The 22,698-nt window shown below is 54.4% G+C and carries 24 protein-coding genes; 13 read left to right on the top strand and 11 right to left on the bottom strand.

Features of this window, described 5'->3' with window-relative positions; genetic code table 11:
• Window positions 1–12: 12 nt before the first annotated feature.
• The gene (znuB, locus tag ACXI0A_RS13065) at window positions 13–798 is read right to left on the bottom strand and encodes a zinc ABC transporter permease subunit ZnuB (RefSeq protein WP_224931730.1); all 786 of its coding nucleotides are present in this window, start codon (window positions 796–798) and stop codon (window positions 13–15) included.
• Complete coding sequence (znuC, locus tag ACXI0A_RS13060; RefSeq protein ID WP_476148444.1) at window positions 795–1,550, bottom strand: zinc ABC transporter ATP-binding protein ZnuC; 756 nt, start codon at window positions 1,548–1,550, stop codon at window positions 795–797. The genes znuB and znuC overlap by 4 nt, the downstream gene beginning before the upstream one ends.
• Before the next feature lie 77 nt (window positions 1,551–1,627).
• Between znuC and znuA the strand changes: the two genes are divergently transcribed.
• The 3 genes from znuA to lpxM all read left to right on the top strand — a co-directional run bounded on the left by znuA (window position 1,628) and on the right by lpxM (window position 5,047).
• Window positions 1,628–2,599 (top strand): zinc ABC transporter substrate-binding protein ZnuA, encoded by a 972-nt coding sequence (gene znuA / locus ACXI0A_RS13055; RefSeq protein WP_224931734.1) that lies wholly within the window; start codon window positions 1,628–1,630, stop codon window positions 2,597–2,599.
• A 14-nt stretch (window positions 2,600–2,613) separates the two neighbouring features.
• Window positions 2,614–3,942: a murein DD-endopeptidase MepM gene (gene mepM, locus ACXI0A_RS13050; protein ID WP_224931736.1), complete on the top strand. Its 1,329-nt coding sequence runs from the start codon at window positions 2,614–2,616 to the stop codon at window positions 3,940–3,942.
• Window positions 3,943–4,069: 127 nt separating this feature from the next.
• Window positions 4,070–5,047 (top strand): lauroyl-Kdo(2)-lipid IV(A) myristoyltransferase, encoded by a 978-nt coding sequence (lpxM, locus tag ACXI0A_RS13045; protein ID WP_224931738.1) that lies wholly within the window; start codon window positions 4,070–4,072, stop codon window positions 5,045–5,047.
• 24 nt (window positions 5,048–5,071) lie between these two features.
• Here the strand turns inward: lpxM and ACXI0A_RS13040 are convergent, their stop codons facing one another.
• From ACXI0A_RS13040 to ACXI0A_RS13030, 3 genes are all read right to left on the bottom strand, one after another.
• Window positions 5,072–6,307, bottom strand: coding sequence for an MFS transporter (locus tag ACXI0A_RS13040; RefSeq protein ID WP_224931740.1), 1,236 nt, complete (start codon window positions 6,305–6,307; stop codon window positions 5,072–5,074).
• A 94-nt stretch (window positions 6,308–6,401) separates the two neighbouring features.
• Complete coding sequence (gene pyk, locus ACXI0A_RS13035; protein ID WP_224931742.1) at window positions 6,402–7,844, bottom strand: pyruvate kinase; 1,443 nt, start codon at window positions 7,842–7,844, stop codon at window positions 6,402–6,404.
• 117 nt (window positions 7,845–7,961) lie between these two features.
• Window positions 7,962–8,807: a MurR/RpiR family transcriptional regulator gene (locus ACXI0A_RS13030; RefSeq protein ID WP_224931744.1), complete on the bottom strand. Its 846-nt coding sequence runs from the start codon at window positions 8,805–8,807 to the stop codon at window positions 7,962–7,964.
• A gap of 373 nt (window positions 8,808–9,180) precedes the next feature.
• Here ACXI0A_RS13030 and zwf point away from each other — a divergent pair, with 373 nt between their 5' ends.
• Together zwf and ACXI0A_RS13020 are read left to right on the top strand one after the other, a co-directional pair.
• Entirely contained in the window at window positions 9,181–10,656 is a 1,476-nt protein-coding gene (zwf, locus tag ACXI0A_RS13025; protein ID WP_224931745.1) for a glucose-6-phosphate dehydrogenase, read from the top strand.
• Between the two features lie 185 nt (window positions 10,657–10,841).
• A complete protein-coding gene (locus tag ACXI0A_RS13020) occupies window positions 10,842–11,480 on the top strand; it encodes a bifunctional 4-hydroxy-2-oxoglutarate aldolase/2-dehydro-3-deoxy-phosphogluconate aldolase (protein ID WP_034828669.1) in 639 nt (212 codons plus the stop codon).
• Between the two features lie 102 nt (window positions 11,481–11,582).
• On the opposite strand, the gene purT is transcribed toward ACXI0A_RS13020, so the two are convergent.
• Window positions 11,583–12,761, bottom strand: a complete 1,179-nt coding sequence (gene purT / locus ACXI0A_RS13015; RefSeq protein ID WP_224931748.1) for a formate-dependent phosphoribosylglycinamide formyltransferase — start codon at window positions 12,759–12,761, stop codon at window positions 11,583–11,585.
• A gap of 161 nt (window positions 12,762–12,922) precedes the next feature.
• Between purT and ACXI0A_RS13010 the strand changes: the two genes are divergently transcribed.
• Both ACXI0A_RS13010 and ACXI0A_RS13005 read left to right on the top strand, forming a co-directional pair.
• A complete protein-coding gene (locus ACXI0A_RS13010) occupies window positions 12,923–13,564 on the top strand; it encodes a tellurite resistance TerB family protein (RefSeq protein ID WP_034828672.1) in 642 nt (213 codons plus the stop codon).
• 117 nt (window positions 13,565–13,681) lie between these two features.
• Window positions 13,682–15,745: a prolyl oligopeptidase family serine peptidase gene (locus ACXI0A_RS13005; protein ID WP_479485260.1), complete on the top strand. Its 2,064-nt coding sequence runs from the start codon at window positions 13,682–13,684 to the stop codon at window positions 15,743–15,745.
• On the opposite strand, the gene exoX is transcribed toward ACXI0A_RS13005, so the two are convergent.
• Window positions 15,739–16,407, bottom strand: coding sequence for an exodeoxyribonuclease X (exoX, locus tag ACXI0A_RS13000; RefSeq protein WP_224931751.1), 669 nt, complete (start codon window positions 16,405–16,407; stop codon window positions 15,739–15,741). The two genes, ACXI0A_RS13005 and exoX, sit on opposite strands and share 7 nt — an antisense overlap.
• A gap of 7 nt (window positions 16,408–16,414) precedes the next feature.
• Window positions 16,415–16,645 carry a DNA polymerase III subunit theta gene (locus tag ACXI0A_RS12995; RefSeq protein ID WP_084934460.1) on the bottom strand — a complete coding sequence of 77 codons (231 nt, stop codon included), beginning with the start codon at window positions 16,643–16,645 and terminating at the stop codon, window positions 16,415–16,417.
• A gap of 153 nt (window positions 16,646–16,798) precedes the next feature.
• On the opposite strand from ACXI0A_RS12995, the gene copC reads away from it, so the two are divergent.
• The 5 genes from copC to ACXI0A_RS12970 all read left to right on the top strand — a co-directional run bounded on the left by copC (window position 16,799) and on the right by ACXI0A_RS12970 (window position 19,508).
• Window positions 16,799–17,176 (top strand): copper homeostasis periplasmic binding protein CopC, encoded by a 378-nt coding sequence (gene copC, locus ACXI0A_RS12990; RefSeq protein ID WP_476148450.1) that lies wholly within the window; start codon window positions 16,799–16,801, stop codon window positions 17,174–17,176.
• A 3-nt stretch (window positions 17,177–17,179) separates the two neighbouring features.
• Window positions 17,180–18,061, top strand: coding sequence for a copper homeostasis membrane protein CopD (copD, locus tag ACXI0A_RS12985; RefSeq protein WP_476148452.1), 882 nt, complete (start codon window positions 17,180–17,182; stop codon window positions 18,059–18,061).
• A gap of 28 nt (window positions 18,062–18,089) precedes the next feature.
• Window positions 18,090–18,437 carry a YebY family protein gene (locus ACXI0A_RS12980; protein ID WP_224932027.1) on the top strand — a complete coding sequence of 116 codons (348 nt, stop codon included), beginning with the start codon at window positions 18,090–18,092 and terminating at the stop codon, window positions 18,435–18,437.
• Between the two features lie 468 nt (window positions 18,438–18,905).
• Window positions 18,906–19,232: a hypothetical protein gene (locus ACXI0A_RS12975; protein ID WP_476148453.1), complete on the top strand. Its 327-nt coding sequence runs from the start codon at window positions 18,906–18,908 to the stop codon at window positions 19,230–19,232.
• 108 nt (window positions 19,233–19,340) lie between these two features.
• Entirely contained in the window at window positions 19,341–19,508 is a 168-nt protein-coding gene (locus ACXI0A_RS12970; protein ID WP_167540447.1) for a hypothetical protein, read from the top strand.
• Window positions 19,509–19,550: 42 nt separating this feature from the next.
• On the opposite strand, the gene ACXI0A_RS12965 is transcribed toward ACXI0A_RS12970, so the two are convergent.
• On the bottom strand, window positions 19,551–19,829 hold the full coding sequence (locus ACXI0A_RS12965; RefSeq protein ID WP_476148455.1) for a hypothetical protein: 279 nt from the start codon (window positions 19,827–19,829) through the stop codon (window positions 19,551–19,553).
• Between the two features lie 62 nt (window positions 19,830–19,891).
• A complete protein-coding gene (locus ACXI0A_RS12960) occupies window positions 19,892–20,152 on the bottom strand; it encodes a DUF3761 domain-containing protein (RefSeq protein ID WP_476148457.1) in 261 nt (86 codons plus the stop codon).
• A 464-nt stretch (window positions 20,153–20,616) separates the two neighbouring features.
• Between ACXI0A_RS12960 and ACXI0A_RS12955 the strand changes: the two genes are divergently transcribed.
• On the top strand, window positions 20,617–21,264 hold the full coding sequence (locus tag ACXI0A_RS12955; protein ID WP_476151048.1) for a metallophosphoesterase: 648 nt from the start codon (window positions 20,617–20,619) through the stop codon (window positions 21,262–21,264).
• Window positions 21,265–21,266: 2 nt separating this feature from the next.
• Here ACXI0A_RS12955 and rsmF read toward each other — a convergent pair whose 3' ends face one another.
• Entirely contained in the window at window positions 21,267–22,691 is a 1,425-nt protein-coding gene (gene rsmF / locus ACXI0A_RS12950) for a 16S rRNA (cytosine(1407)-C(5))-methyltransferase RsmF (RefSeq protein ID WP_476148459.1), read from the bottom strand.
• Between the last annotated feature and the right edge of the window lie 7 nt (window positions 22,692–22,698).

The following is a 22,698-nucleotide window of genomic DNA, read 5'->3' as shown; positions in this document are numbered from 1 at the left end:
CAGGCCCCTTTATTACGCCGCTGGCCTTTTCGCCATACTGAAGATGAAAAGCACAGCGGCGCACAGCACCACGGAAGGACCCGCGGGTGTGTCGTAAGTGGCGGAGAACGTCAGTCCGCCGGTAACCGCCAGAATACCGATAATCACCGCAAAACCGGCCATCTGTTCCGGTGAACGGGAAAAACGACGTGCGGTGGCGGCAGGAATAATCAGCAGCGACGTGATAATCAGCGCACCGACAAACTTCATCGCCACGCCAATGGTCAATGCAGTGACCAGCATCAGCATCAGGCGCGTGCGCTGAATGTTGACGCCATCCACCTGCGCCAGCTCCGGGCTGATGGTCATCGACAGCAGCGAACGCCACTGCCATGCCATCACCGCCAGCACAATGGCCACACCCGCACCCATCATCCACAAATCATCCGGTGTGACCGCCAGCAGATCGCCAAACAGATACGCCATTAAATCGACGCGCACGCCCTGCATCAGGCTGACCACCACCAAACCGAGCGACAGCGCACTGTGCGCCATAATGCCGAGTAAGGTATCAATCGCCAGATGTGGACGACGTTCCAGCCATACTAATCCCAGCGCCAGAAATACCGTCACCAGAATCACTGCGTAATAGGGATTCACATTCAGCAGCAGGCCAAAGGCCACGCCGAGCAGAGAAGCGTGTGCCAGGGTATCGCCGAAATAGGACATACGACGCCAGACCACAAACGAGCCTAGCGGACCCGCCGCCAGCGCCAGCAGTACACCACCGAGCCAGCCGGGTAATAACAGTTCAATCATGACGGACCATTTCCTTTGCGCAGAACAATGCGTCCCTGTAAATCGTGACGGTGATTGTGATGATGGCGATAAATAGCCAGTTGCTGCGCGCCGCGTGGGCCGAACATGGCGATAAATTCTGGATGCTGAGACACCGCTTCCGGCGTACCGGAACAGCAGATGTGATGGTTGAGGCACAACACTTCGTCGGTTTTTGCCATCACCAGATGCAGATCGTGTGAAACCATCAGCACGCCACAGTTAAGCTCCTGGCGCAGCTGATCGATTAAATCGTAGAGCGCCACTTGCCCATTTACGTCGACGCCTTGCGTGGGTTCATCCAACACCAGCAACTGCGGTTGATTGAGCAGGGCTCGCGCCAGCAGCACGCGCTGGGTTTCACCACCCGAGAGTTTTTGCAGGGGCGCATTCAGCAGATGGCCTGCCTGCACGCGTTTCAATGCCGGCAGAATGGCGTCGCGTTTGCTGCCACGCGTCAGGCGCATAAACCGTTCAACGGTGATCGGCAGTGTCGGGTCAATGTGCAATTTCTGTGGCACATAGCCGATGCGTAAACCGGGGACGCGTTTGACCGTGCCGCCCGTGGGCGCGAGAAGGCCGAGCACCGTCCGTACCAGCGTAGATTTGCCCGCGCCGTTCGGCCCAAGCAGCGTGAGTATTTTTCCCGGCTCGAGCGTCAGGCTAATGCCTGATAGCACAGGGCGCTGGGAGAATTTCACTGAAATGCTTTCAAGTGTAACAAGTGACGACATATTATTTACGGGTTGCATTGAATTTCGAATGTTATAATATCACATTCCATCAACAGGTCACGATGGAATGACGCATTATGTTACACATTAAGCAGCGCTTCGCTTTCACTCTTCCTGCTGCGGCTCTCGCCGCCGCCTGCGCGATGCCCGCGCACTCAGCCGTAGTGGCTTCAATCAAACCGATCGGATTTATCGCAGCGGCGATTGCCGATGGCGTTACGCCGGTGGAAGTTTTACTGCCAGATGGCGCTTCAGAGCACGATTATGCTCTGCGTCCTTCGGATGTAAAACGTATTAAAAACGCGGACTTAGTGGTATGGGTAGGTCCAGAAATGGAGGCGTTCCTCACTAAGTCAGCGGCGGGGTTACCTGAAGCTAAAAATCTTGAAATTGCGGCCATGCCCGGCGTTAAACCGCTGTTGATTCGTGGCGGTGAAGATGAGGATGAACATGAGCACGGTCACGATCATGACCACGACTCAGAAAAATCTGAAGGCGACGACTCGGCTCATGAACACCACCATCATGGTGAATTTAATATGCACCTGTGGATGTCCCCAGAGATTGCGAGACAATCTGCGGTTGCAATCCATGGAAAATTATTGGAACTTATGCCGCAAAGCAGAGCCAAACTTGACGCAAACCTGCAGCAGTTTGAAGCAGAATTAGCAGATGCGGATAAGCATATTGGCGCGCAGCTTGCCCCGGTTAAGAATAAGGGTTATTTCGTTTTTCACGATGCGTACAGCTACTTTGAAAAACACTACGGTTTGTCCCCAGCCGGACATTTTACCGTCAACCCTGAGATCCAACCGGGCGCCCAGCGTTTACATCAAATACGAACACAGTTGGTTGAGCAGAAAGCCGTATGCGTTTTCGCTGAACCACAATTCAGGCCGGCCGTCATCGATGCCGTGTCTCGCGGAACCAACGTGCGCAAAGGCACACTGGATCCACTTGGCATGGGAATCAGCTTAACCAAAGACAGCTATGTGAAATTCCTCTCACAGTTGTCGAGCCAGTATGCGAGCTGCCTGAATGGAGCATAGAGGAATAGGTAAAAGTGCAGCAGATAGCCCGCTCTGTCGCCCTCGCATTTAATAATTTGCCGCGTCCCCACCGCGTTATGTTGGGTTCATTAACCGTGATTACGTTGGCCGTCGCTGTCTGGCGGCCTTACGTTTACCATCCCCATGATGTTGCCCCCATCGTGAAAGACATCACGCTGGACAAAAACGAACTGCGCACGCTGTTGCCCGAAGCCAGTGAGCCGATCGATCAGACCACGGTTGAGCCGGAAGAAGAGATTCCGGCCGATGACATCGATAAAGATGTGCAGGACAACCCGAATCAACACGATTACACCGTTTCCTCTGGCGATACCTTAAGCAGCGCGCTTAACCAGTACGGTATTGATCTCGGTGATATCAACGCCTTAGTCAGTAGCGATAAAGACTTCCGTAATCTGCGTGTCGGCCAGCAACTCAGCTGGACGCTGGATGCGGATGGTCAACTGCAAAACTTTACCTGGGAAGTGGATCGTCGAGAAACCCGCACCTACGAGCGTCAGCCAAATGGCAGCTTCAAGATGCAGCAGGAGATGCAAAAAGGTGAGTGGCAGAATAGCGTGCTGAAAGGTGAAGTGCGTGGCAGCTTTGGTGCCAGTGCTCAGCGTGCCGGCTTGACCAGTGCTGAAACCAGCAATGTGATCAAAGCGATGCAGTGGCAGATGGATTTCCGCAAACTGCGCGCCGGTGATGATTTCAGTGTGCTGATGTCCCGTGAGATGCTGGATGGTAAAAGTGCACAGAGCCAGCTACTGGGTGTACGTCTGCGTACCGGTGGCAAAGATTATTACGCGTTCCGCGCGGAAGATGGCAAATTCTACGATCGTAATGGCTCGGGCCTTGCGCGTGGCTTCATGCGCTTCCCGACGGTGAAACAGTATCGTGTTTCCTCTAACTTTAATCCGCGTCGTCTTAACCCGGTGACGGGTCGTATCGCGCCGCACAAGGGTGTCGATTTCGCACTGCCTATCGGTACGCCGGTGCTTGCCGTCGGTGATGGTGAAGTGGTGATGGCGAAAAATGGCGGGGCGGCTGGTAATTACGTGGCGATTCGTCACGGTCGTCAGTATATGACCCGTTATATGCACCTGAGTAAGGCGCTGGTGAAACCAGGACAGAAAGTGAAGCGCGGTGACCGTATTGCGCTGTCTGGCAACACCGGGCGTTCTACGGGCCCGCATCTGCATTATGAAGTGTGGATCAACAATCAGGCTGTCAATCCACTCACGGCAAAACTGCCGCGCATGGAAGGGCTGACCGGTAAAGATCGCAGCAACTATCTGGCGGACGTGAAGAGCTATCTGCCACAACTGGCATTGAAATAGCTTAATTCTGTAGCCAATAGTGAAAAAACCGACGAATTATTCGTCGGTTTTTTGCTATCTGACGCATGATGATTGCAAAATTAACCACCGTCACTATCATTGTCCCGTGATTGTCAGAGGCGAGTGCATGGAAACCCGAAAGAAAAATAACAGTGAATTTATTCCCGTTTTTCAACGTTCTTTTTTAAAACCGAAATACTGGGGCAACTGGCTGGCGATTGGTGCGCTGGCGGGTATGGCAATGCTGCCTGCCAAAGTACGCGATCCGATTCTGGGCGGATTAGGTCGGTTTGCCGGTAAGCTGGCAAAAAGTGCGCGTCGTCGTGCGCTGATCAATCTCTACTATTGCCTGCCGGAGTTGAGCGAAGCGCAGCGCGAAGAGATTGCTGATCGTATGTTTGCCACCGCGCCGCAGGCGATGGTGATGATGGCTGAGTTGGGGATGCGCGATCCGGCACGTGTGAGTCAGCGCGTTGACTGGCACGGTCGCGAAATCATTGAAGCGTTACAGGCCAACCAGGAGAATGTGATCTTCCTGGTGCCACACGGTTGGGGTGTGGACATTCCGGCGATGCTGCTGGCTTCGGAAGGGCAGAAGATGGCGGCGATGTTCCATAATCAGAGCGATCCACTGCTGGATTATGTGTGGAACACCGTGCGCCGCCGCTTTGGTGGACGCATGCATGCGCGCAATGACGGTATTAAACCGTTTATCGCCTCGGTGCGTCAGGGCTATTACGGTTACTATCTGCCGGATCAGGATCATGGCCCGGAGCACAGTGAGTTTGTGGATTTCTTTGCCACCTATAAAGCGACATTGCCCGCCGTCGGACGTTTGATGAAGGTCTGCCGCGCACGCGTGGTGCCACTGTTCCCGGTCTATAACAGCGAGACACATCGGCTGGAAATCTATGTGCGTCCGCCGATGGATGATTTGCTGGATGCCGATGACAACACCCTGGCACGACGTATGAACGAGGAAGTTGAGGTATTTGTCCGGCCGCATCCGGAACAATACACCTGGATTCTGAAGCTACTGAAAACGCGCAAAGAGGGCGACATTGAACCCTATTCGCGTGACGAGCTTTATCCACGAAAGAAATAATAAAGGGGCCGATTGGCCCCTTATTCATTCTACCGCTTGAACATGACTGCGTCGTTTACGTTCACGCAGGAACAGAATCACCAGGCCAAACCACAACACGCCTGCCACAAAGTTAATACCGCTAAACCACGGTGTGCCTCCACTGAAATAGCCTGCTTTCGCCAGTTCAATGCCGATGGCTAACGTTAAGATACTGATCATACCCAGCATCGCCGCCACACTGCCTTTACCTTCATTGCTGGAGTAAAGCGTCAGGCGATAGAGTCCCGCATTCACCATGCCCGCGCCAAAGGCGTACAGGCTTAATCCCGCGGTCAGCAGCAGGTAGGTATGGCTGTCGAGCAGGTTAGCCAGCAGCGAGATGCTTAAACCGATCAAAATTGGCCAGGCAGCGAATTTCACCGGTTGTTCAATCGGCACGCGTCCCGCCAGCTTGCCCAGCGTCAGGTTTCCGGCAATCATCGCCAGGAATACCGGCAACTGCAGCAGCGCATACTCCATGCGCGATAAACCTTCATCGTGCATCAGGATCACCGGCGACAGGGCAACCCAGGTCAGAATCGGGATAAACACCAGGCCAATGGCGAATGATCCGTACATCACCTGACGATCGCGTGCTAAACGGCCATAAGCGCGCGCCAGGTTGGGCAGGGCGATGGAGTGGCTACGATCGCCGGCGGTTTCCGGCATGATGCGCCACAGCACCACGAAAGCCACCACGCTGCAAATGGCAAATAACCAGAACATGCTGCGCCATTCACCCACCGTTAACCAGGCGGCACCTGCCAGCGGACCGGCGAGAGGAGCCAGGAGCGCCACGTTTGCCATCAGCGCCATCATGCGCACTGCTAAAGCCTCATCAAACGCTTCCTGCACCGCCGCGTAACTCACTGCGCCGATAAAGCACAGGCTGATGCCTTGAATAAAGCGCAGCGTGACAAACTGCTCGATGTTGCTCACCCAGGTGGTGAGAATGCAGGCCGCGGCAAAGAACAAAATGCCGAACAGTAGGACCGGACGGCGGCCATATTTGTCCGAGAGCGGGCCAAGCAGCCACTGCAGCACCACGCCGCCCATCAGATAAGCGGTCAGTGAGGTTGAGACCCACTCCGGGCCCACATTGAACTCTGTGATCACCAGCAGCATGCCGGGTTGAATCATGTCATGGGCGATATAGGTCGCGAATTCAAACAGTACCAGGGCGAGCGGAAATAGCAGCACCCGTCCGGTGAGTTGCGTAATCGGTTGAAAGCGGGCCATCTGGCCTCCTTGTCAGAGAAAAAATAAAAACGCGACTGCCAGGCAGTCGCGTTTGTCCATGTTGTTACAGCCGCTGTCGGTGGTGCGTGAGCGTTTAGTCTACGCGCAGGACTCGGCTGGTATTGGTGGTGCCGGTGGTCGCCATCACGTCGCCCTGGGTGACAATCACCAGGTCGCCAGAGACGAGGAAACCTTTGTCGCGCAGCAGGTTCACTGCATCATGCGCGGCGGCAACACCATCATTGTTGCTGTCGAAGAACACCGGCGTCACGCCACGGAACAGCGCGGTCAGGTTCAATGTACGTTCGTGACGTGACATGGCGAAGATCGGCAGACCGGAAGTGATACGTGAAGTCATCAGCGCGGTACGGCCCGATTCGGTCATGGTGATGATGGCGGAAACACCCTGAAGGTGGTTAGCAGCATACATCGCAGACATCGCAATCGCTTCTTCAACGTTGTCAAACTGCACCTCAAGGCGGTGCTTTGACACGTTGACGCTTGGGATTTTTTCCGCGCCGAGGCACACTTTGGCCATCGCTGACACGGTTTCGGCAGGATACTGACCGGCAGCAGTTTCAGCGGACAGCATCACGGCATCGGTACCATCCAGCACGGCGTTCGCCACGTCCATAACTTCGGCGCGGGTTGGCATCGGGTTGGTGATCATCGACTCCATCATCTGCGTGGCGGTAATGATGGTGCGGTTCAGCTGACGCGCACGACGGATCAGTGCCTTCTGAATACCGACCAGTTCTGGGTCGCCAATCTCAACGCCGAGGTCACCACGTGCCACCATCACCACGTCAGAAGCGAGGATGATATCATCCATCGCTTCCTGTGACGCAACGGCTTCTGCACGTTCGACTTTGGCCACCAGTTTGGCATCACAACCTGCATCGCGCGCCAGACGGCGGGCATAGTTCATGTCTTCGCCATTACGCGGGAAGGATACCGCCAGGTAATCCACACCGATTTTCGCAGCGGTGACGATATCCACTTTGTCTTTCTCCGTCAGCGCTTCTGCAGACAGACCGCCGCCGAGTTTGTTAATGCCTTTATTATTTGAGAGCGGGCCGCCGACGGTGACTTCGGTGAACACTTTTACGCCCTGAACTTCCAGCACCTTCAACTGCACACGACCATCATCCAGCAGCAGGATGTCGCCTGGCACCACGTCTTCTGGCAGGCCTTTGTAGTCGATACCGACTTTCTCTTTGTCGCCTTCGCCTTTGCTCATATCCGCATCCAGCAGGAAGCGATCGCCGACATTCAGGAAGACTTTGCCTTCTTTGAAGGTAGAAACACGAATTTTAGGACCTTGCAGGTCGCCCAGAATCGCCACGTGACGACCAAGCTTGGCGGCAATCTCACGCACCTTGTTGGCGCGCATCTGGTGATCTTCCGCGGTGCCGTGGGAGAAATTGAGTCGCACCACGTTCGCGCCCGCCGCGATGATTTTTTCGAGGTTATTGTCGCGATCGGTGGCTGGGCCGAGGGTAGTTACGATCTTGGTTCTTCTGAGACGTCTTGACATGAAGGACTCCGTTGACAAAGGTTCGTGTCACTCTCAAGGGGACACGGTGTAATCGCATATTCTATATGATCGATGGGCTGTGATTCGACTCACATTGTGAATGTGATGTTAATTATTTTACAGCACCCGCTTTTCCAGGCGCGAATCTTTGAGCGCTTCTTTTACTCGTTTCAGATTTTCGCGGAATGCCGCGCCGCGCTCAAGGGTAAAACCTGTCGCCAAAACATCAACCACGGTTAATTGCGCAAGGCGGGAAACCATCGGCAGGTAGATATCCGTATCTTCAGGTACATCGAGCGTCAGTGCGAGGGTTGCTTCTGCCGCAAGGGGTGAACCCGGAGAGGTGATAGCCAGAACTGTGGAAGCGTTTACACGCGCCAGGCGAGCCAGTTCTATCATATTTTTGGTTCGACCAGTATGTGATATGAGAACAAAAACGTCATTTGGTCCACTATTTATGCAACTCATGCGCTGGATCACAATATCCTCTGACCAGATGACCGGCAGATTAAAGCGCAGGAATTTATTGGTCGCATCGTGAGCCACCACAGCAGAAGCGCCGAGACCAAAAAAGGCAATTTTTTTAGCCTGAGTGAGTGCTGAAACGGCTTGATCGATCACCTGCATATCCAGCTGCTGGCGCACGTGGCTTAGCCCGGCCAAGGCTGAATCAAAAATCTTGTGGCTGTAACTTTCGACGCTGTCATTTTCTTCCACATCGCGGCTGACCCAGTTCGGGGCTTTCGCCAGACTCTGCGCCAGGCGTAATTTGAAGTCGGGGAAGCCGCGCGTGCCCATGCGATGACAAAAACGATTCACCGTGGGTTCGCTGACGTCGGCAGCACGGGCCAGGGTGGCAATGCTGGAGTGCATCGCCTGCTGCGGAGCAGCCAGAATCTGTTCTGCCACTTTTCGTTCAGATTTGCTCAGCGCGTCAAGTTGCGCCTGAATATGTTCCAGCATGTCGTTAACCTGATGCGCCTCACTTACTTTTATCGCGTTCATCACATGATAAAACGCTGCCAATTCACAAGAATATACCGTGTAATACGCCCTCGCACGCAGCAGCGGACAAATGTAAGCGCGTTTTTTTTGTCATACTTTGATCGTTGCCGGGTTTTACTCCGACAAACATCGAAACAGAAAAAGTGCCGAAAGCGCACACGACAACACACCTTTGTTCGCCATCATGTTCAAAGTAATGGCTAATGCCACACCGCGTCTGGGTTGTTCCGATGCGGGGAAAAAAGTACATTGTGCTGTAAGAAAATTACAATAAGGACCTGGGATGATGAGGACGCTCAAACCGGGTATATCCTGCAACGAGGAGAGGAAAATGGCGGTAACACAAACAGCCCAGGCATGCGATCTGGTTATTTTCGGTGCCAAAGGCGATCTTGCTCGCCGGAAACTGTTGCCTTCACTGTATCAGCTGGAGAAAGCCGGTCAGATTCACGAAACCACACGCATTATCGGCGTGGGGCGCGCGGAGTGGGACAAAGACGCGTACACCAAAGTGGTCCGTGAAGCGCTGGAAACCTTCATGAAGGAGAAAATCGACGAAGCGCTGTGGGACAAACTCAGCAGCCGTCTCGATTTCTGCAACCTCGACGTTAACGACACCTCGCATTTCACCAAGCTGGGCAAGATGCTTGACCAGAAAGATCGTGTCACCATCAACTACTTCGCGATGCCGCCAAGCACCTTTGGGGCGATTTGTGACGGTTTGGGCGCAGCCAAGCTGAATGCCAAACCGGCGCGCGTGGTGATGGAGAAGCCACTCGGTACCTCATTAGCGACCTCGCAAGAGATCAATGACAGCGTCGGCAAGTACTTCGAAGAAAGCCAGGTGTTCCGTATCGACCACTATCTCGGTAAAGAGACGGTACTGAACCTGCTGGCGTTGCGTTTCGCTAACTCCATCTTCGTGAATAACTGGGACAACCGCACCATCGACCACGTGCAGATTACTGTGGCGGAAGAGGTGGGTATCGAGGGCCGTTGGGGTTACTTCGATAAAGCTGGCCAGATGCGCGACATGATCCAGAACCACCTGTTGCAGATCCTCACCATGATCGCCATGTCACCGCCATCCGATCTCAGCGCGGATGCGATCCGTGATGAGAAAGTGAAGGTGCTGCGTTCACTGCGTCGTATCGACCAAACCAACGTGCGCGAAAAAACCGTGCGTGGCCAGTACACTGCGGGCTTCGTGCAGGGCAAAAAAGTGCCGGGTTACCTGGAAGAAGAGGGCGCTAACAAGCAGAGCGCCACCGAGAGCTTTGTGGCGATCCGTGTCGATATCGATAACTGGCGCTGGGCGGGCGTGCCGTTCTACCTGCGTACCGGTAAGCGTTTGCCGACCAAATGCTCTGAGGTTGTGGTGTACTTTAAGAACCCAGAGATGAACCTGTTCAAAGACTCCTACGCTGAGCTGCCGCAGAACAAGCTGACCATTCGTCTGCAGCCGGACGAAGGTGTGGATATCGAGATCCTGAATAAAGTGCCGGGTCTGGATCACAAGCACAAACTGCAGACCACCAAGCTGGATCTGAGCTACTCCGAGACCTTCAACCAGTCACATCTGGCGGATGCCTACGAGCGTCTGCTGCTGGAAACCATGCGCGGTATTCAGGCGCTGTTCGTACGCCGTGACGAAGTGGAAGCCGCATGGGGCTGGGTGGATTCCATCATTGATGCGTGGAACGCCGATGCCGAAGCGCCTAAACCTTATCAGGCAGGCACCTGGGGCCCGGTGGCTTCCGTTGCAATGATTACCCGCGATGGCCGTTCGTGGAATGAGTTTGAATAAGCCATAAAATCTAAGCCCGCCATTGAGCGGGCTTTTTTGTGCCCAAAATTCATTTTTCTTAAAATTGAACCAGAGTTTCAATAATTTTTGATATCCGATAGACGCCGCTCCAGCCAATCTTGTATGGTAGAGCCCAAACATTGACAGCCGGATGTGAGTCGGGCTGATGCCACTAAGGAAACCTGATGAAGAACTGGAAAACCACTGCTGAACAGATCATGACAACGGGCCCGGTTGTGCCGGTGATTGTGGTGAACAAACTGGAACACGCTGTGCCGATGGCCAAAGCGCTGGTGGCGGGCGGCGTGCGCGTGCTGGAAGTGACGCTGCGTACCCCGGTGGCGATGGATGCGCTGCGTGCGATGATCAAAGAAGTGCCGGAAGCGATTGTCGGTGCGGGCACGGTGATCAACACCCAGCAGTTGAAAGAAGTCACCGATGCCGGTGCGCAGTTTGTGATCAGCCCAGGTCTAACCGAGCCTCTGCTGAAAGCTGCGGTTGAAGGTCCGGTGCCATTGATTCCGGGCATCAGCACCGTTTCTGAACTGATGTTAGGGATGGATTACGGTCTGCGTGAGTTTAAGTTCTTCCCGGCGGAAGCCAATGGCGGTGTTAAAGCGCTGTCAGCGATTGGCGGTCCGTTCCCGCAGGTGCGTTTCTGCCCAACCGGCGGTATCTCACCGGCCAACTACCGTGACTATCTGGCGCTGAAAAGCGTGCTGTGTATTGGTGGTTCGTGGCTGGTACCGAACGATGCACTGGAAAGCGGTGACTGGGATCGTATTACGCGTCTGGCGCGTGAGGCCGTTGAAGGCGCGAAGTAACGCATTTGCAGATTTGCCAGGGTGCGAATTACGCATACTGAAAGGGCGGCCTGGTGGCCGCCCTTATACGTTGTCTTTACAGACGAATAGCAGGCGAGGGGATTAGCCCTCAACTTTCACGGCTGCGGCACTCGCCACGGCACGTGCAATCGCCTCATCGGTATTGTCACCGGTTGCCAGCGCCACGCCCAGACGACGTTGACCAGCAATCTCTGGCTTGCCGAACAGACGCAATTGCAGTCCCGCGCCCAATGCGGCTTCGATGTTAACGAACTGCACATTGTTGCTGTCCAGCTGTGGCAGGATCACCGCCGAGGCTGCCGGGCCATACTGGCGAATACCGCCGATTGGCAGGCCAAGGAACGCGCGCACATGCAGCGCAAATTCTGACAGATCCTGTGAAATCAGCGTCACCATACCGGTATCGTGTGGGCGCGGAGAGACTTCGCTGAATACCACCTCATCACCGCAGACAAACAGCTCAACGCCAAACAGACCGTATCCGCCCAGCGCTTTCACCACTTTAGATGCGATGTCTTGTGCGCGCTGCAGCGCCAAATCGGTCATCTGCTGTGGCTGCCAGGATTCACGGTAATCGCCATCTTCCTGACGATGACCAATTGGCGCACAGAAATGAATGCCATCCACTGCGCTGATGGTCAGCAGGGTGATTTCGAAATCAAACTTCACCACGCCTTCAACGATTACGCGACCGGCACCGGCACGACCACCTTGCTGCGCGTAGTCCCAGGCTTTATCCAACTGGCTGGCTTCGCGGATGAAGCTCTGACCTTTGCCCGATGAGCTCATCACCGGTTTAACGATGCACGGAAAACCAATTTCATTGGCGGCCGCAACGAAATTCTCTTTGCTGTCAGCAAACTGATAGGTCGAGGTCGGTAACGACAACTCTTCTGCCGCCAGACGGCGAATACCTTCGCGGTTCATGGTCAGGCGCGCAGCACGGGCGGTAGGCACCACTTTCTGGCCTTGCGCTTCGAGTTCCAGCAGTTTTTCGGTGGCGATAGCTTCAATTTCTGGCACCACGAAGTGCGGCTTCTCCTGCGCGATTAACGCAGCCAGCGCATCACCGTCCAGCATATTGATCACATGGCTACGGTGCGCAACGTGCATCGCAGGGGCATCGGCATAACGATCCACTGCAATCACTTCCACACCCAGACGCTGACACTCCAGCGCCACTTCTTTGCCCAGTTCGCCTGAACCTAACAGCATCACACGCGTTGCGGCAGGGCGCAGCGCGGTTCCGAGAGTCGTCATAATTTCACCTTAGCAGTCAAAATGCGCGCGCAGTATATACGAAAACGTTTGCGTACTCACGCATTCGGCTTAAACAGGTTTGCCATACTTTTCCCGCTCTGACGTTACCTGACACTCGCTACGGCAGCATGGAACGCGGAAACTTAAACAGGAGTTAAACGATGAGCAATTGGTTGCAGCAAATCCAGTCGGTGCTGGCGAAAAAGGGCGGCGACGGCAAAGCTGGCGGTTTGAGCGATATGCTGGCACCCGGCGCGCTGGGTGGTTTAGCGGGATTGCTGGTGGCCAGCAAGTCCACGCGAAGCCTGTTGACCAAATATGGTGGTAAAGCCTTGCTGGTCGGCGGCGGTGCGGCAGCAGGTGCGGTGCTGTGGAATAAGTACAAGCAGCGCGTGCGTGAAACCCATCAGGATGAGCCGGGATTTGGTCAGCTGCAGACGCCCGTTGACCAGCGAGCTGAACGTTTGGTGACTGCGTTAGTGTTTGCTGCCAAGAGTGATGGCCATATTGACGATCGTGAACGCGCCGCCATTGAGCAGAACATCCACCAGGCGGGTTATGGTTCACAGGCGGAAACGCTGATTCAGCAAGCGATGAACCGTCCACTCGATCCGCAGTGGCTGGCGGCAGATGTGAAAAACGAAGAAGAGGCGCTGGAACTGTACTTCCTCAGCTGTGCCGCTATCGATGTGGATCACTTTATGGAGCGTAGCTATCTATCTGCACTGGGTGATGCCCTGAAGATCCCTCAGGATGTGCGCGACGGCATTCAGCGCGATATTCAGGCGGAGAAAGCGGCGTAATTGAACAGAGGGTCTTGTCAGGGGCCCTTAACTGCACTTCCTGTGCGCTGCTGCTTGGCTTCCCGCGTGATAAGTGCCACGCTTGCTGAATGTTGTCTTTCAGGGAAAGGAGCCAGAATGCATCAGCCACAAGCGAACAAAATCCCTCATGTTATGAATCTGCACGGCGAATCGCGCACCGATAACTACTATTGGATGCGCGACGACGAACGTGAAAACCCAGAGGTTCTGGAACATCTGCACGCCGAGAATGCGTACGGCAAAGCGATGATGGCGTCGCAAGAGAATCTGCAAGAACGGGTACTCAAAGAGATCGTTGATCGCATTCCTGCGCAGGACCACTCCGTGCCCTATGTGAAGAACGGCTATCGCTATCAAAGCCGCTATGAGGTGGGGAACGAATATCCGCTCTATTTTCGCCAGCCGGTCGAAGCGCCAGCCGATGAGCCCTGGCAGCTGCTGATCGACGGTAATCAGCGTGCCTCACACAGCGATTTTTACACCATGGGCGCACTGGCGATCGCGCCCGATAACCAGGTAATGGCGCTGGCGGAAGATTTTCTATCGCGCCGTCAGTATGGCATCCGCTTTCGTAATTTAGAGAGTGGCAGCTGGTATCCGGAAGTGCTCAGTGATGCTTCATCCAGTGTAGCGTGGGCCAATGATTCACGTACGCTGTATTACGTGCGCAAGCATCCAAAAACGCTGCTGGCCTATCAGGTGTGGCGCCATGAGTTAGGTCATCCGCAATCAGACGACCAGCTGGTTTATGAAGAGAAGGATGAGAGCTTCCACCTCAGCGTGCACAAAACCACCTCCGAGCACTTCATCCTGATTGCGATGTACAGCACCACTACCAGTGAGATACAGCTGATTGATGCCGAGTATCCGGATGCTCAGCCGCAGGTGTTCTGCCCGCGTCGCCGCGATCATGAGTACAGCATCGATCACTACAATCATCAGTTCTATATCCGCTCGAATCGTGATGGCAAAAACTTTGGCCTGTATCGCAGCGCATGGCTGGCCGAGAACCGCTGGCAGGCGTTGATTCCGGCACGCGATAACGTGGTGCTGGAGGATTTCCAGCTGTTCCGCCACTGGCTGGTGGTGGAAGAGCGCCAGCGCGGCGTCAACACGCTGCGCCAGATCAACTGGGAAAGTGGAGAAAGCATCGGGATCGCCTTTGACGACCCGGCTTACGTCACCTGGCTGGCATACAATCCTTCACCGGAAAGTGACACGCTGCGTTATGGCTACTCATCCATGACCACGCCGACCACGCTGTTTGAACTCAATATGGAGACGGGCGATCGCCGGGTGTTGAAACAGACGCCGGTGCCGGGCTTCAACTCAGACGACTACAAAAGCGAACACCACTGGATCACCGTGCGTGATGGCACTGAAGTGCCGGTATCGCTGGTCTATCATCGCAAACACTTCAAACCGGGTAGCAATCCACTGCTGGCTTACGGCTACGGCGCTTACGGCAGTAGCATGGATGCCAGTTTCGGCACCAGTCGCATTAGCCTGCTGGAGCGCGGATTTGTCTACGCGATTATCCATGTACGCGGCGGTGGCGAACTGGGTCAGCAGTGGTACGACGATGGTCGCCTGAAAAATAAGATGAACAGCTTTACTGACTTCATCGATGTGACGCAGGCGCTGGTGGCGAAAGGTTTGGGTGATCCGCAACAGCTGTATGCGATGGGCGGCAGCGCCGGTGGTTTACTGATGGGCAGCGTGATCAATCTAGCGCCCGACCTGTTCAACGGCGTAGTGGCACAAGTGCCGTTTGTGGATGTGGTCACCACCATGCTGGATCCATCGATCCCGCTGACCACCGGCGAATATGATGAGTGGGGCAATCCGGAACATGAAGAGGATTACCACACCATTCGGCAGTACAGCCCGTATGACAACATCGAGGCCAAAGCCTATCCGCATCTGTTAGTCACAACCGGGCTGCACGATTCCCAGGTGCAGTATTGGGAACCGGCAAAGTGGGTGGCAAAACTGCGGGAGCTGAAAACTAACGACACGTTGTTACTGCTATGCACTGAGATGGACTCCGGGCATGGCGGTAAATCGGGGCGTTTCAAAGCATATGAAGGGGTGGCGCAGGAGTTTACTTTCCTGATCGGCCTGGCGCAGGGTAGCTTGCCAGACCGCGTCGACTACTGATCAACCTTCACGTACTTGCGCAGCGCCTGCCGTAACGGTGGGCGCAAATCCCTCACGTTCTCCAGCACCCAGCGTAAATAGCCAGGATCTTTGCGCGCAATACTGCCAATGCTCTGACCACGATATTTGCCAAACGGGAACACATCGCCGCTCACCTCAGCGGGTTGGCAGCGGCCGACCATATCACTGATGCTCCAGCCGGAAGTCTCCATGATGCGGATCAGCAGTGCGGCAGTGACATAGCAGTCATATAACGCACGGTGCGCATGCAGTTCAGAGGGTGGCGTGACGTCCAGCTTCAGGCTGTGACGCAGTGCCTGATTACCGTATTTGATGCCCGGCCACAGCTGTCGCGCCAGTGTCATAGTGCAGATCCATTCACCGGGCATGATCGGTAACATACGACGATCAAAGCTGGCATTGTGCGCCACGTAATGTGGGCTGCCATGATAGCGACCAATCGCTTCTTCAATCGTCGGCTTGTCGGCGACCATCGCTTCCGTGATGCGATGCACTGCCATGGCCTGACGGCTGATCGGGCGGTCTGGGCAAATCAAATCGCTCATTGGATTGACGATCTGGCCGTCGATCACATCCACCGACGCCACTTCGACCACGCCGCCTTGCAAGCCACAGGTTTCGGTATCGATAACGCGTAACATAGATTAATTACTTCTGTTTAGGTTCGTAGGGCAGGCGAGAGAGGCTGAGCGATGCCTGACGGTAACCCATCAAGCGCTGACGGAACCACTCGCGCAGGGCTTCCGGCTGCTCGCGCTCGACCATTTCCGCGATCACGGGCATGTTGTAGCGCTCTTTAAAGGCCACGCCTGCGGCGGCCAGATCGACATTCACTTTGTCTTTCTCTTCCTGCGACAACAGGGCAAGGTTTTGGCTCATGCATTTCTCCTGATAAACAGGGGCAAAAGTAATGGTTTCCCCTTTACGGATCAAGGAAATTGGATCGCACCGCAAGTCTCGACACGTCTTTGCCAGCGGCGTATCCTGCTGCCACGTTTGCGGCAGAGCGCCGCATTGCAAAGGGAAGAAGTGATGAAGAAAACTGCGTTAAACCCGATTGTGGCGCTGTTGCTTGCGTCATCCACGTTGGTCTTCAGTCAGTTTGCACTGGCACATGCTCACCTGAAAACACCGGTTCCTGCCGATAAAGCGGTGATCGACAGCTCGCCACAAAATCTGACGCTGACCTTCACTGAAGATGTTGAGCCTGCCTTCAGCGGTGTTGAGGTGCTCAATGCACAGAATCAGCCGATGGCCGTGGAAAAAGCCAAAATTAACGACAAGCAGCATGATCAGTTGATCGTGCCGATCAGCAAACCGCTGCCATCCGGCAACTATCAGGTGAACTGGCATGTGTTGTCCGTTGATGGACACAAAACCAAGGGAAGCTACGCGTTCAGCGTGAAGTAATCCATGGGTCTGAGTACGTTGTGGATCGTCCTGCGCGCCCTGCATTTTATTGCGGTGCTATTGCTGGCTGGCAGCGCGTTCTATACGGCTCTGCTGGCACCGCGGCGTTATCGCCCGGTGCTGGCGCAACGTTTGCACAAAATTTTAGTCACGACGGCGCTGTTAAGCCTGCTTAGCGCGGTGTTGATGCTGGCCACGCAAACCGGTTTGATGAGCGGTGACTGGCACAATGTCGGTGACCTGGAAACCTGGCAGGCGGTTTTAGCGACGCGCTTCGGCGCAGTGTGGCGTTGGGAGCAGGGCTTCGCACTGCTGAGCACGCTGGCCTTGCTGATGCGTGGCACACTGCGCCAGCAGCTTTTGCTGGTGAGTGGTTTGTTACAGCTGGTGGCGCTGGCAGGCGTCGGGCACGCCGCCATGCGCGATGGTTTACCCGACTTGCTGCAGCAGATCAATCATGCGCTTCACTTGATTGCCGCCGCGTTCTGGACCGGCGGTTTACTGCCCCTGTTGTTGCTGATGCGTGAGGCCCGACAGATTGCGTATCGCACCGATGCGATTCGCTGCATGATTCGTTTTTCACGTTACGGGCACCTGGCAGTCGCACTGGCCCTGACAACCGGGCTGATCAACAGCCTGATGATTGGTGGCACGCCGCTCAATTGGGGCACCACGCTGTGGAGTGCGATGCTGGTGGTCAAAGTGATGCTGGTGATGATGATGGTGGGCATTGCGCTGATCAATCGTTATGTTCTGGTGCCAGGTTTTCGCGTCGCGGGTAGTCACGCGCCGCAGCAGTTTATTCGCCTGACGCAGCTCGAGCTGCTGCTGGCCATTGTTGTTGTCGGATTGGTCAGCGTGTTTGCTACGCTGTCTCCGGCCTGAATTGTAATAAATGAAAAATGAGGTCGATATTTTGCTGAAGAAATTGATTCCAGCCTGCATTCTGATGGCACTGTGCAGCCAGGCGATGGCCGCGCAGATTATTACCGTCAGCCGCTTTGAGATTGGCAAAGACAAATGGCCGTTCACCCGCGAAGAAGTGATGCTGACCTGCGAGAAAGACGGCGCGCTGTTTGCCATCAATCCGAGCACCTTGTTGCAGTATCCGTTAAATGATAAAGCGCATGCACGCGCCGGCGCGGGTAAAGGCACTCAGCAATCCATCGATACCATCGTGGCGGAAGATAAAGCACATCCGGGCCAGAAGATGAGCCTGCAGCCGATCGTCGATCGCGCGCAACAGCTGTGCGGTAAGTAATCCCTGCAAAAATTCGGGCGTAGCGCACAGTTTTGCCGCTACGCTTGCTTTCCCGATGTGTCAGCACGATCACAGAGTTGGCAGCTTCCTTACCGCATCGTGACCGTTGGCTGGAAAATAATCACCCTTGGACTACCTTTAAATGGCAAGGCGAACTCGCCTTCAAAAATGCCAACTTTTAGCGCACGGCTCTCAAAGAGCCATTTCCCTGGACCCGATACAGGAATCGTATTGGGTCTTTTTTTATATGATTGATTTTAATAATTAAATTTAGTTCCTCGCCTTAATTTCCCGAAATTTGTCCGAAATTTTTAAATCCGAATCAAATTCCACTCCCGCAATCCTTACCCAATCTTTGCGCAAAATACCCGTCATTCGCCCATTTAATCAGCCAATCGCGCCACGCTGCACGTGCTACATTTTCTCTCAACTTCCCGCAAACCCTGCCACCCGAACGAGAGTCTTGAGATGTTCAAACCTGCTGTACTGTTCACCACTATCCTGATGCTCAGCGGCTGTGCGCTGAAACAATATCCGCAATCACCTAAAGTCAGTGATGAAGAAGCGCAAACCTACAACTGTGCGGCACTGGATCAAGAGATCGCCAAAACTCACAACGTCCAGCAGCAGATTGACAAAACCGGTGAGTTTGATGCGCTAACGGTGATTGGTTTCATCGGCGATTTTGGCATCGGCAACGGTATCGCCAAGGCCAGTGCCAACAAGCATGCGACAGCGCGGCTAAATGAGCTGGAACAATTAAAAGCCGTGCGTTGTGGTCATCCAACGGCGTAATGAATCCAAGCCAGCACGAAAGATGCGGACATTTAACAGCAGCCAGTTAGCGTGAAAAATGGTATAAGAGTGCGCACTGTTTTAATTGCCGATTAATAAGGATCCTTCATGGCAAATGCGCAATATCTTCTCTGGGTAATGATTGGCACCTTAACGCTACTGAGCCTCTTTATCGGTGTTGTGGTCGGTCGGACAAAAACGCCTCGTGTCGGCTTTGCGACCTTTGCAGGATTGTGGGTTTTCTTCCTGCTGGCGATATTCTTTCTCTCGCGCTAGAGAACGCCATTTGCCACACGGCTAGTGTGGCAAATCAGTCAGTTAAGCGGTGTGGTGTAAAGTCGCACGATGCTGAGCAATCAGCGTGTCAACCAGGTGGCGATCTTCTTCATGTTGCGACACGTAATATTCATAGGGATCGCGCACGCCAAGGCTTTCGATATAATCCAGATGGGCTTGTTTCACTTCACGGTTAATATATTGCACCACCTCTAATCCCAACTCATCCGCATAAACCGGCGCTTTGCTTTTTATTTCGCGAATCAAATCCGCGTTATTTTTCATAAAAAGCTCAAGATCGATTTTATAATAGTCTTTCATTGCTCACTCCTTAAGAAAATACTGTCCTTTAAGCCTGGCACATACTGCTTATTGCGTGTGGCTTAAGATGCCAGCCATTCCGCAACACCGCCATGACGAGAACAGGTTCCACGATGATGGGTGCTGAAACTATAGGAACCATCGCGGCAGCGAGCGGTTGCGCCATCGGGGATGTCATTATTTTGCGTGTGTGCGGGACGATGAATCGATTGTCCTTCGCTGTTGATGTAACTGCCTTGCTCGATCAGTTCAACATGCTTTTTGGCGTGAGTGGGCATGCTAACCAGCAACAGGATAAGTGTGATAACAGAAAGCGTTTTCATAATCTCATTAAGGTGTAGAAGGGATAGGACGTTATCGGCAGGAAGGGCGAAAGCTTAAATTACCATCACTAATGTAAGCGAAGCGTAAATCTTAATGATGAGAATGATAGTTAATATCATTTAACTTGTTCGGAATTGTCTGAGTTGATAAAGTGGCCGCCGTCCCGCACAGAGCTAACGCCTTCAATGAGCGCCGGAGATAAGCGCCGGACGGGACTTTCATCAGGGCTGCAGGACGCAGCCACTGGTGAAACTTCTGAGATGTAAAATCCTTCAGCCTACAAACAGCAGATGCACCAAACGCGCCAGCGATTCCAGCAGCAACAGGCTGCCAATGAATATAAACACCAATACGCCAACAAATTGTTTACGGCTGCTCACGTTGCTCCCTCCCCTGGCTTCATCTCACCGGACTATACTTTATGCCGGGTTCACTAAACTTCCAGTCAACCGGGGAAGATTACATGTTTTACCAAACGGTAAGTGCCAAAACGTGGCGTAACATTTGGGTGGTCGGTGATTTACACGGTTGCCGCGCTCAACTGGATTCGCAGTTGATTCTGCATGACTTCGATAAAGAACAAGATCTGCTGCTGTCAGTTGGAGACTTGATTGATCGCGGTCCCGACAGCCCTGGCTGCTTACAACTGTTGCAGGAGCCCTGGTTTCGCTGCGTGCGCGGTAATCATGAACAGATGGCGTTGTCGGCGCTGGAAGGGCAAGACCCCATGCTGTGGATGATGAACGGCGGTGACTGGTTCTGGCAGTTAAAAGGGGCAGACCTAATTGCGGCGCGCCATGCGCTGAAACGCTGTGCCGATCTGCCGCTGATTCTGCACCTTGAGTTAGCCGATCGCTTAGTGGTGATTGCTCATGCCGACTATCCATCCAGCCATTATGAGTTGGGTCAGGATGTGGATTGGCATCAGGTGGTGTGGAGCCGCGATCGGCTGGGACGCCATCATCGCGGCGCTTCCGCCAGTATCGACGGCGCGAGCGATTTCTATTTTGGCCACACGCCGCTGGAACAGCCGCTCAATGTGGCGAACCAGCATTACATCGACACCGGCGCTGTATTCGGTAATCGCTTAACGCTGGTTCAGCTTCAATAGCTTTAGCGGAATAAACGCCCGTCGCGCACCAGTTCGCGTGGATAGCTGTTCTTGATGCGGTTGCTGACCTTCTTAGCTAACCCCAATGGCTGTTGCTGATAGGTTACGATCATTTCATCGCGCGTCGGTGCGGTTTCAGGGCGAATATCCTGGCCGCGATACCAGCTTTCTGCCTCGGCTTCCGTCAGTTCAAACTCCAGTGCGCTGCCAGGTTGCGTCAGGGCAACCACGGCTTCATGCTGCCATCGATAGCCTTTCGGGAAGGTTTCCGCCAATTTTAATCCAATACGTGAAAAGCGTACTCTGCCGAGCCAGCTTTCCAGTGCGGCCGGGAATAGCCACAGCTCTTTATCGCGCTGCCACAACGAATGCTGATCATCCCACTCAATGCCCACTTTGGCTGCCGCTTGCTGCACTTCGGCGATCAGCTTGCGGCTGGCAGGCGAGAAGGGCAGTTTCCCCACTTTATAAGTGGGAGCAGGTAGCGCCGGGATGCTGGCGGTTTTGCGCAGGCGCGCGACAAAGAAGCCTTCACTGTCGAAAATCTGTGGGAAGACGTGCAGGAAGCCTTCTGGCGTCAATGCACGCTCGGCACCATCAAACAAATCGTGCAACGGCACGATTTCTACTGCATCGGGATAGCGCTGCTGCAGCCAGGCGATGACCTGCTGGTTCTCAATCTGGTTCAGTGTACAGGTGGAGTAAATCAGCGTGCCCCCGGGCTGTAAGGCATGAAATGCGCTGTCGAGCAGATCACGCTGGGTCGCGGCAATCTCTTCGGTGCTGGCCAGCGTCCAGTTGCGCAGGGCATCGGCATCTTTGCGCACCACACCTTCGCCGGAGCAGGGCGCATCCAGCAGGATGGCATCAAACTGTTCGGGAAGGGCAGCGCCAAACACGCGGCCATCAAAGTGGGTCAGCGCCACGTTACTGACGCCACAGCGGCTGATATTGGCATGCAGCACTTTTACGCGGCTGGCTGAATATTCATTGGCAAGGATCACGCCTTCGTTGCGCATCAACGCAGCCATTTGCGTGGTTTTGGAGCCCGGTGCAGCGGCCACATCCATCACCTTGCGTGCTTCTGGCGCGGCATCAAATAATGCGGTGACCGGCAGCATGGAGCTGGCTTCCTGAATGTAGAACAAACCGCTCAGGTGCTCGGCCACACTGCCCAGCGGCAATGTCTCATCTTCCCGCTCGATCCAGAATCCTTCGGCGCACCAGGGAACCGGCGTCAGGCGCCAGCCGTAGTGCGCAGTGCGTGCTAAAAACGCCTCCACGCTGATTTTTAACGTATTGACGCGCAGGCTACGGCGCAGCGGCTGCTGGCTGATGGTCAGGAAACGCTGCAGTTCATTTTCATCAGCAAGGCTGGCGCGCATCAGCGCAAGGAAATCTTCAGGAAAGCGATCGGACACGGACATTTACCGG

Source organism: Pantoea sp. C1E2 (assembly GCF_056491465.1).
The sequence above is the reverse complement of the archived record's forward strand: the minus strand, read 5'-3'. Positions and strand labels throughout refer to the sequence as shown.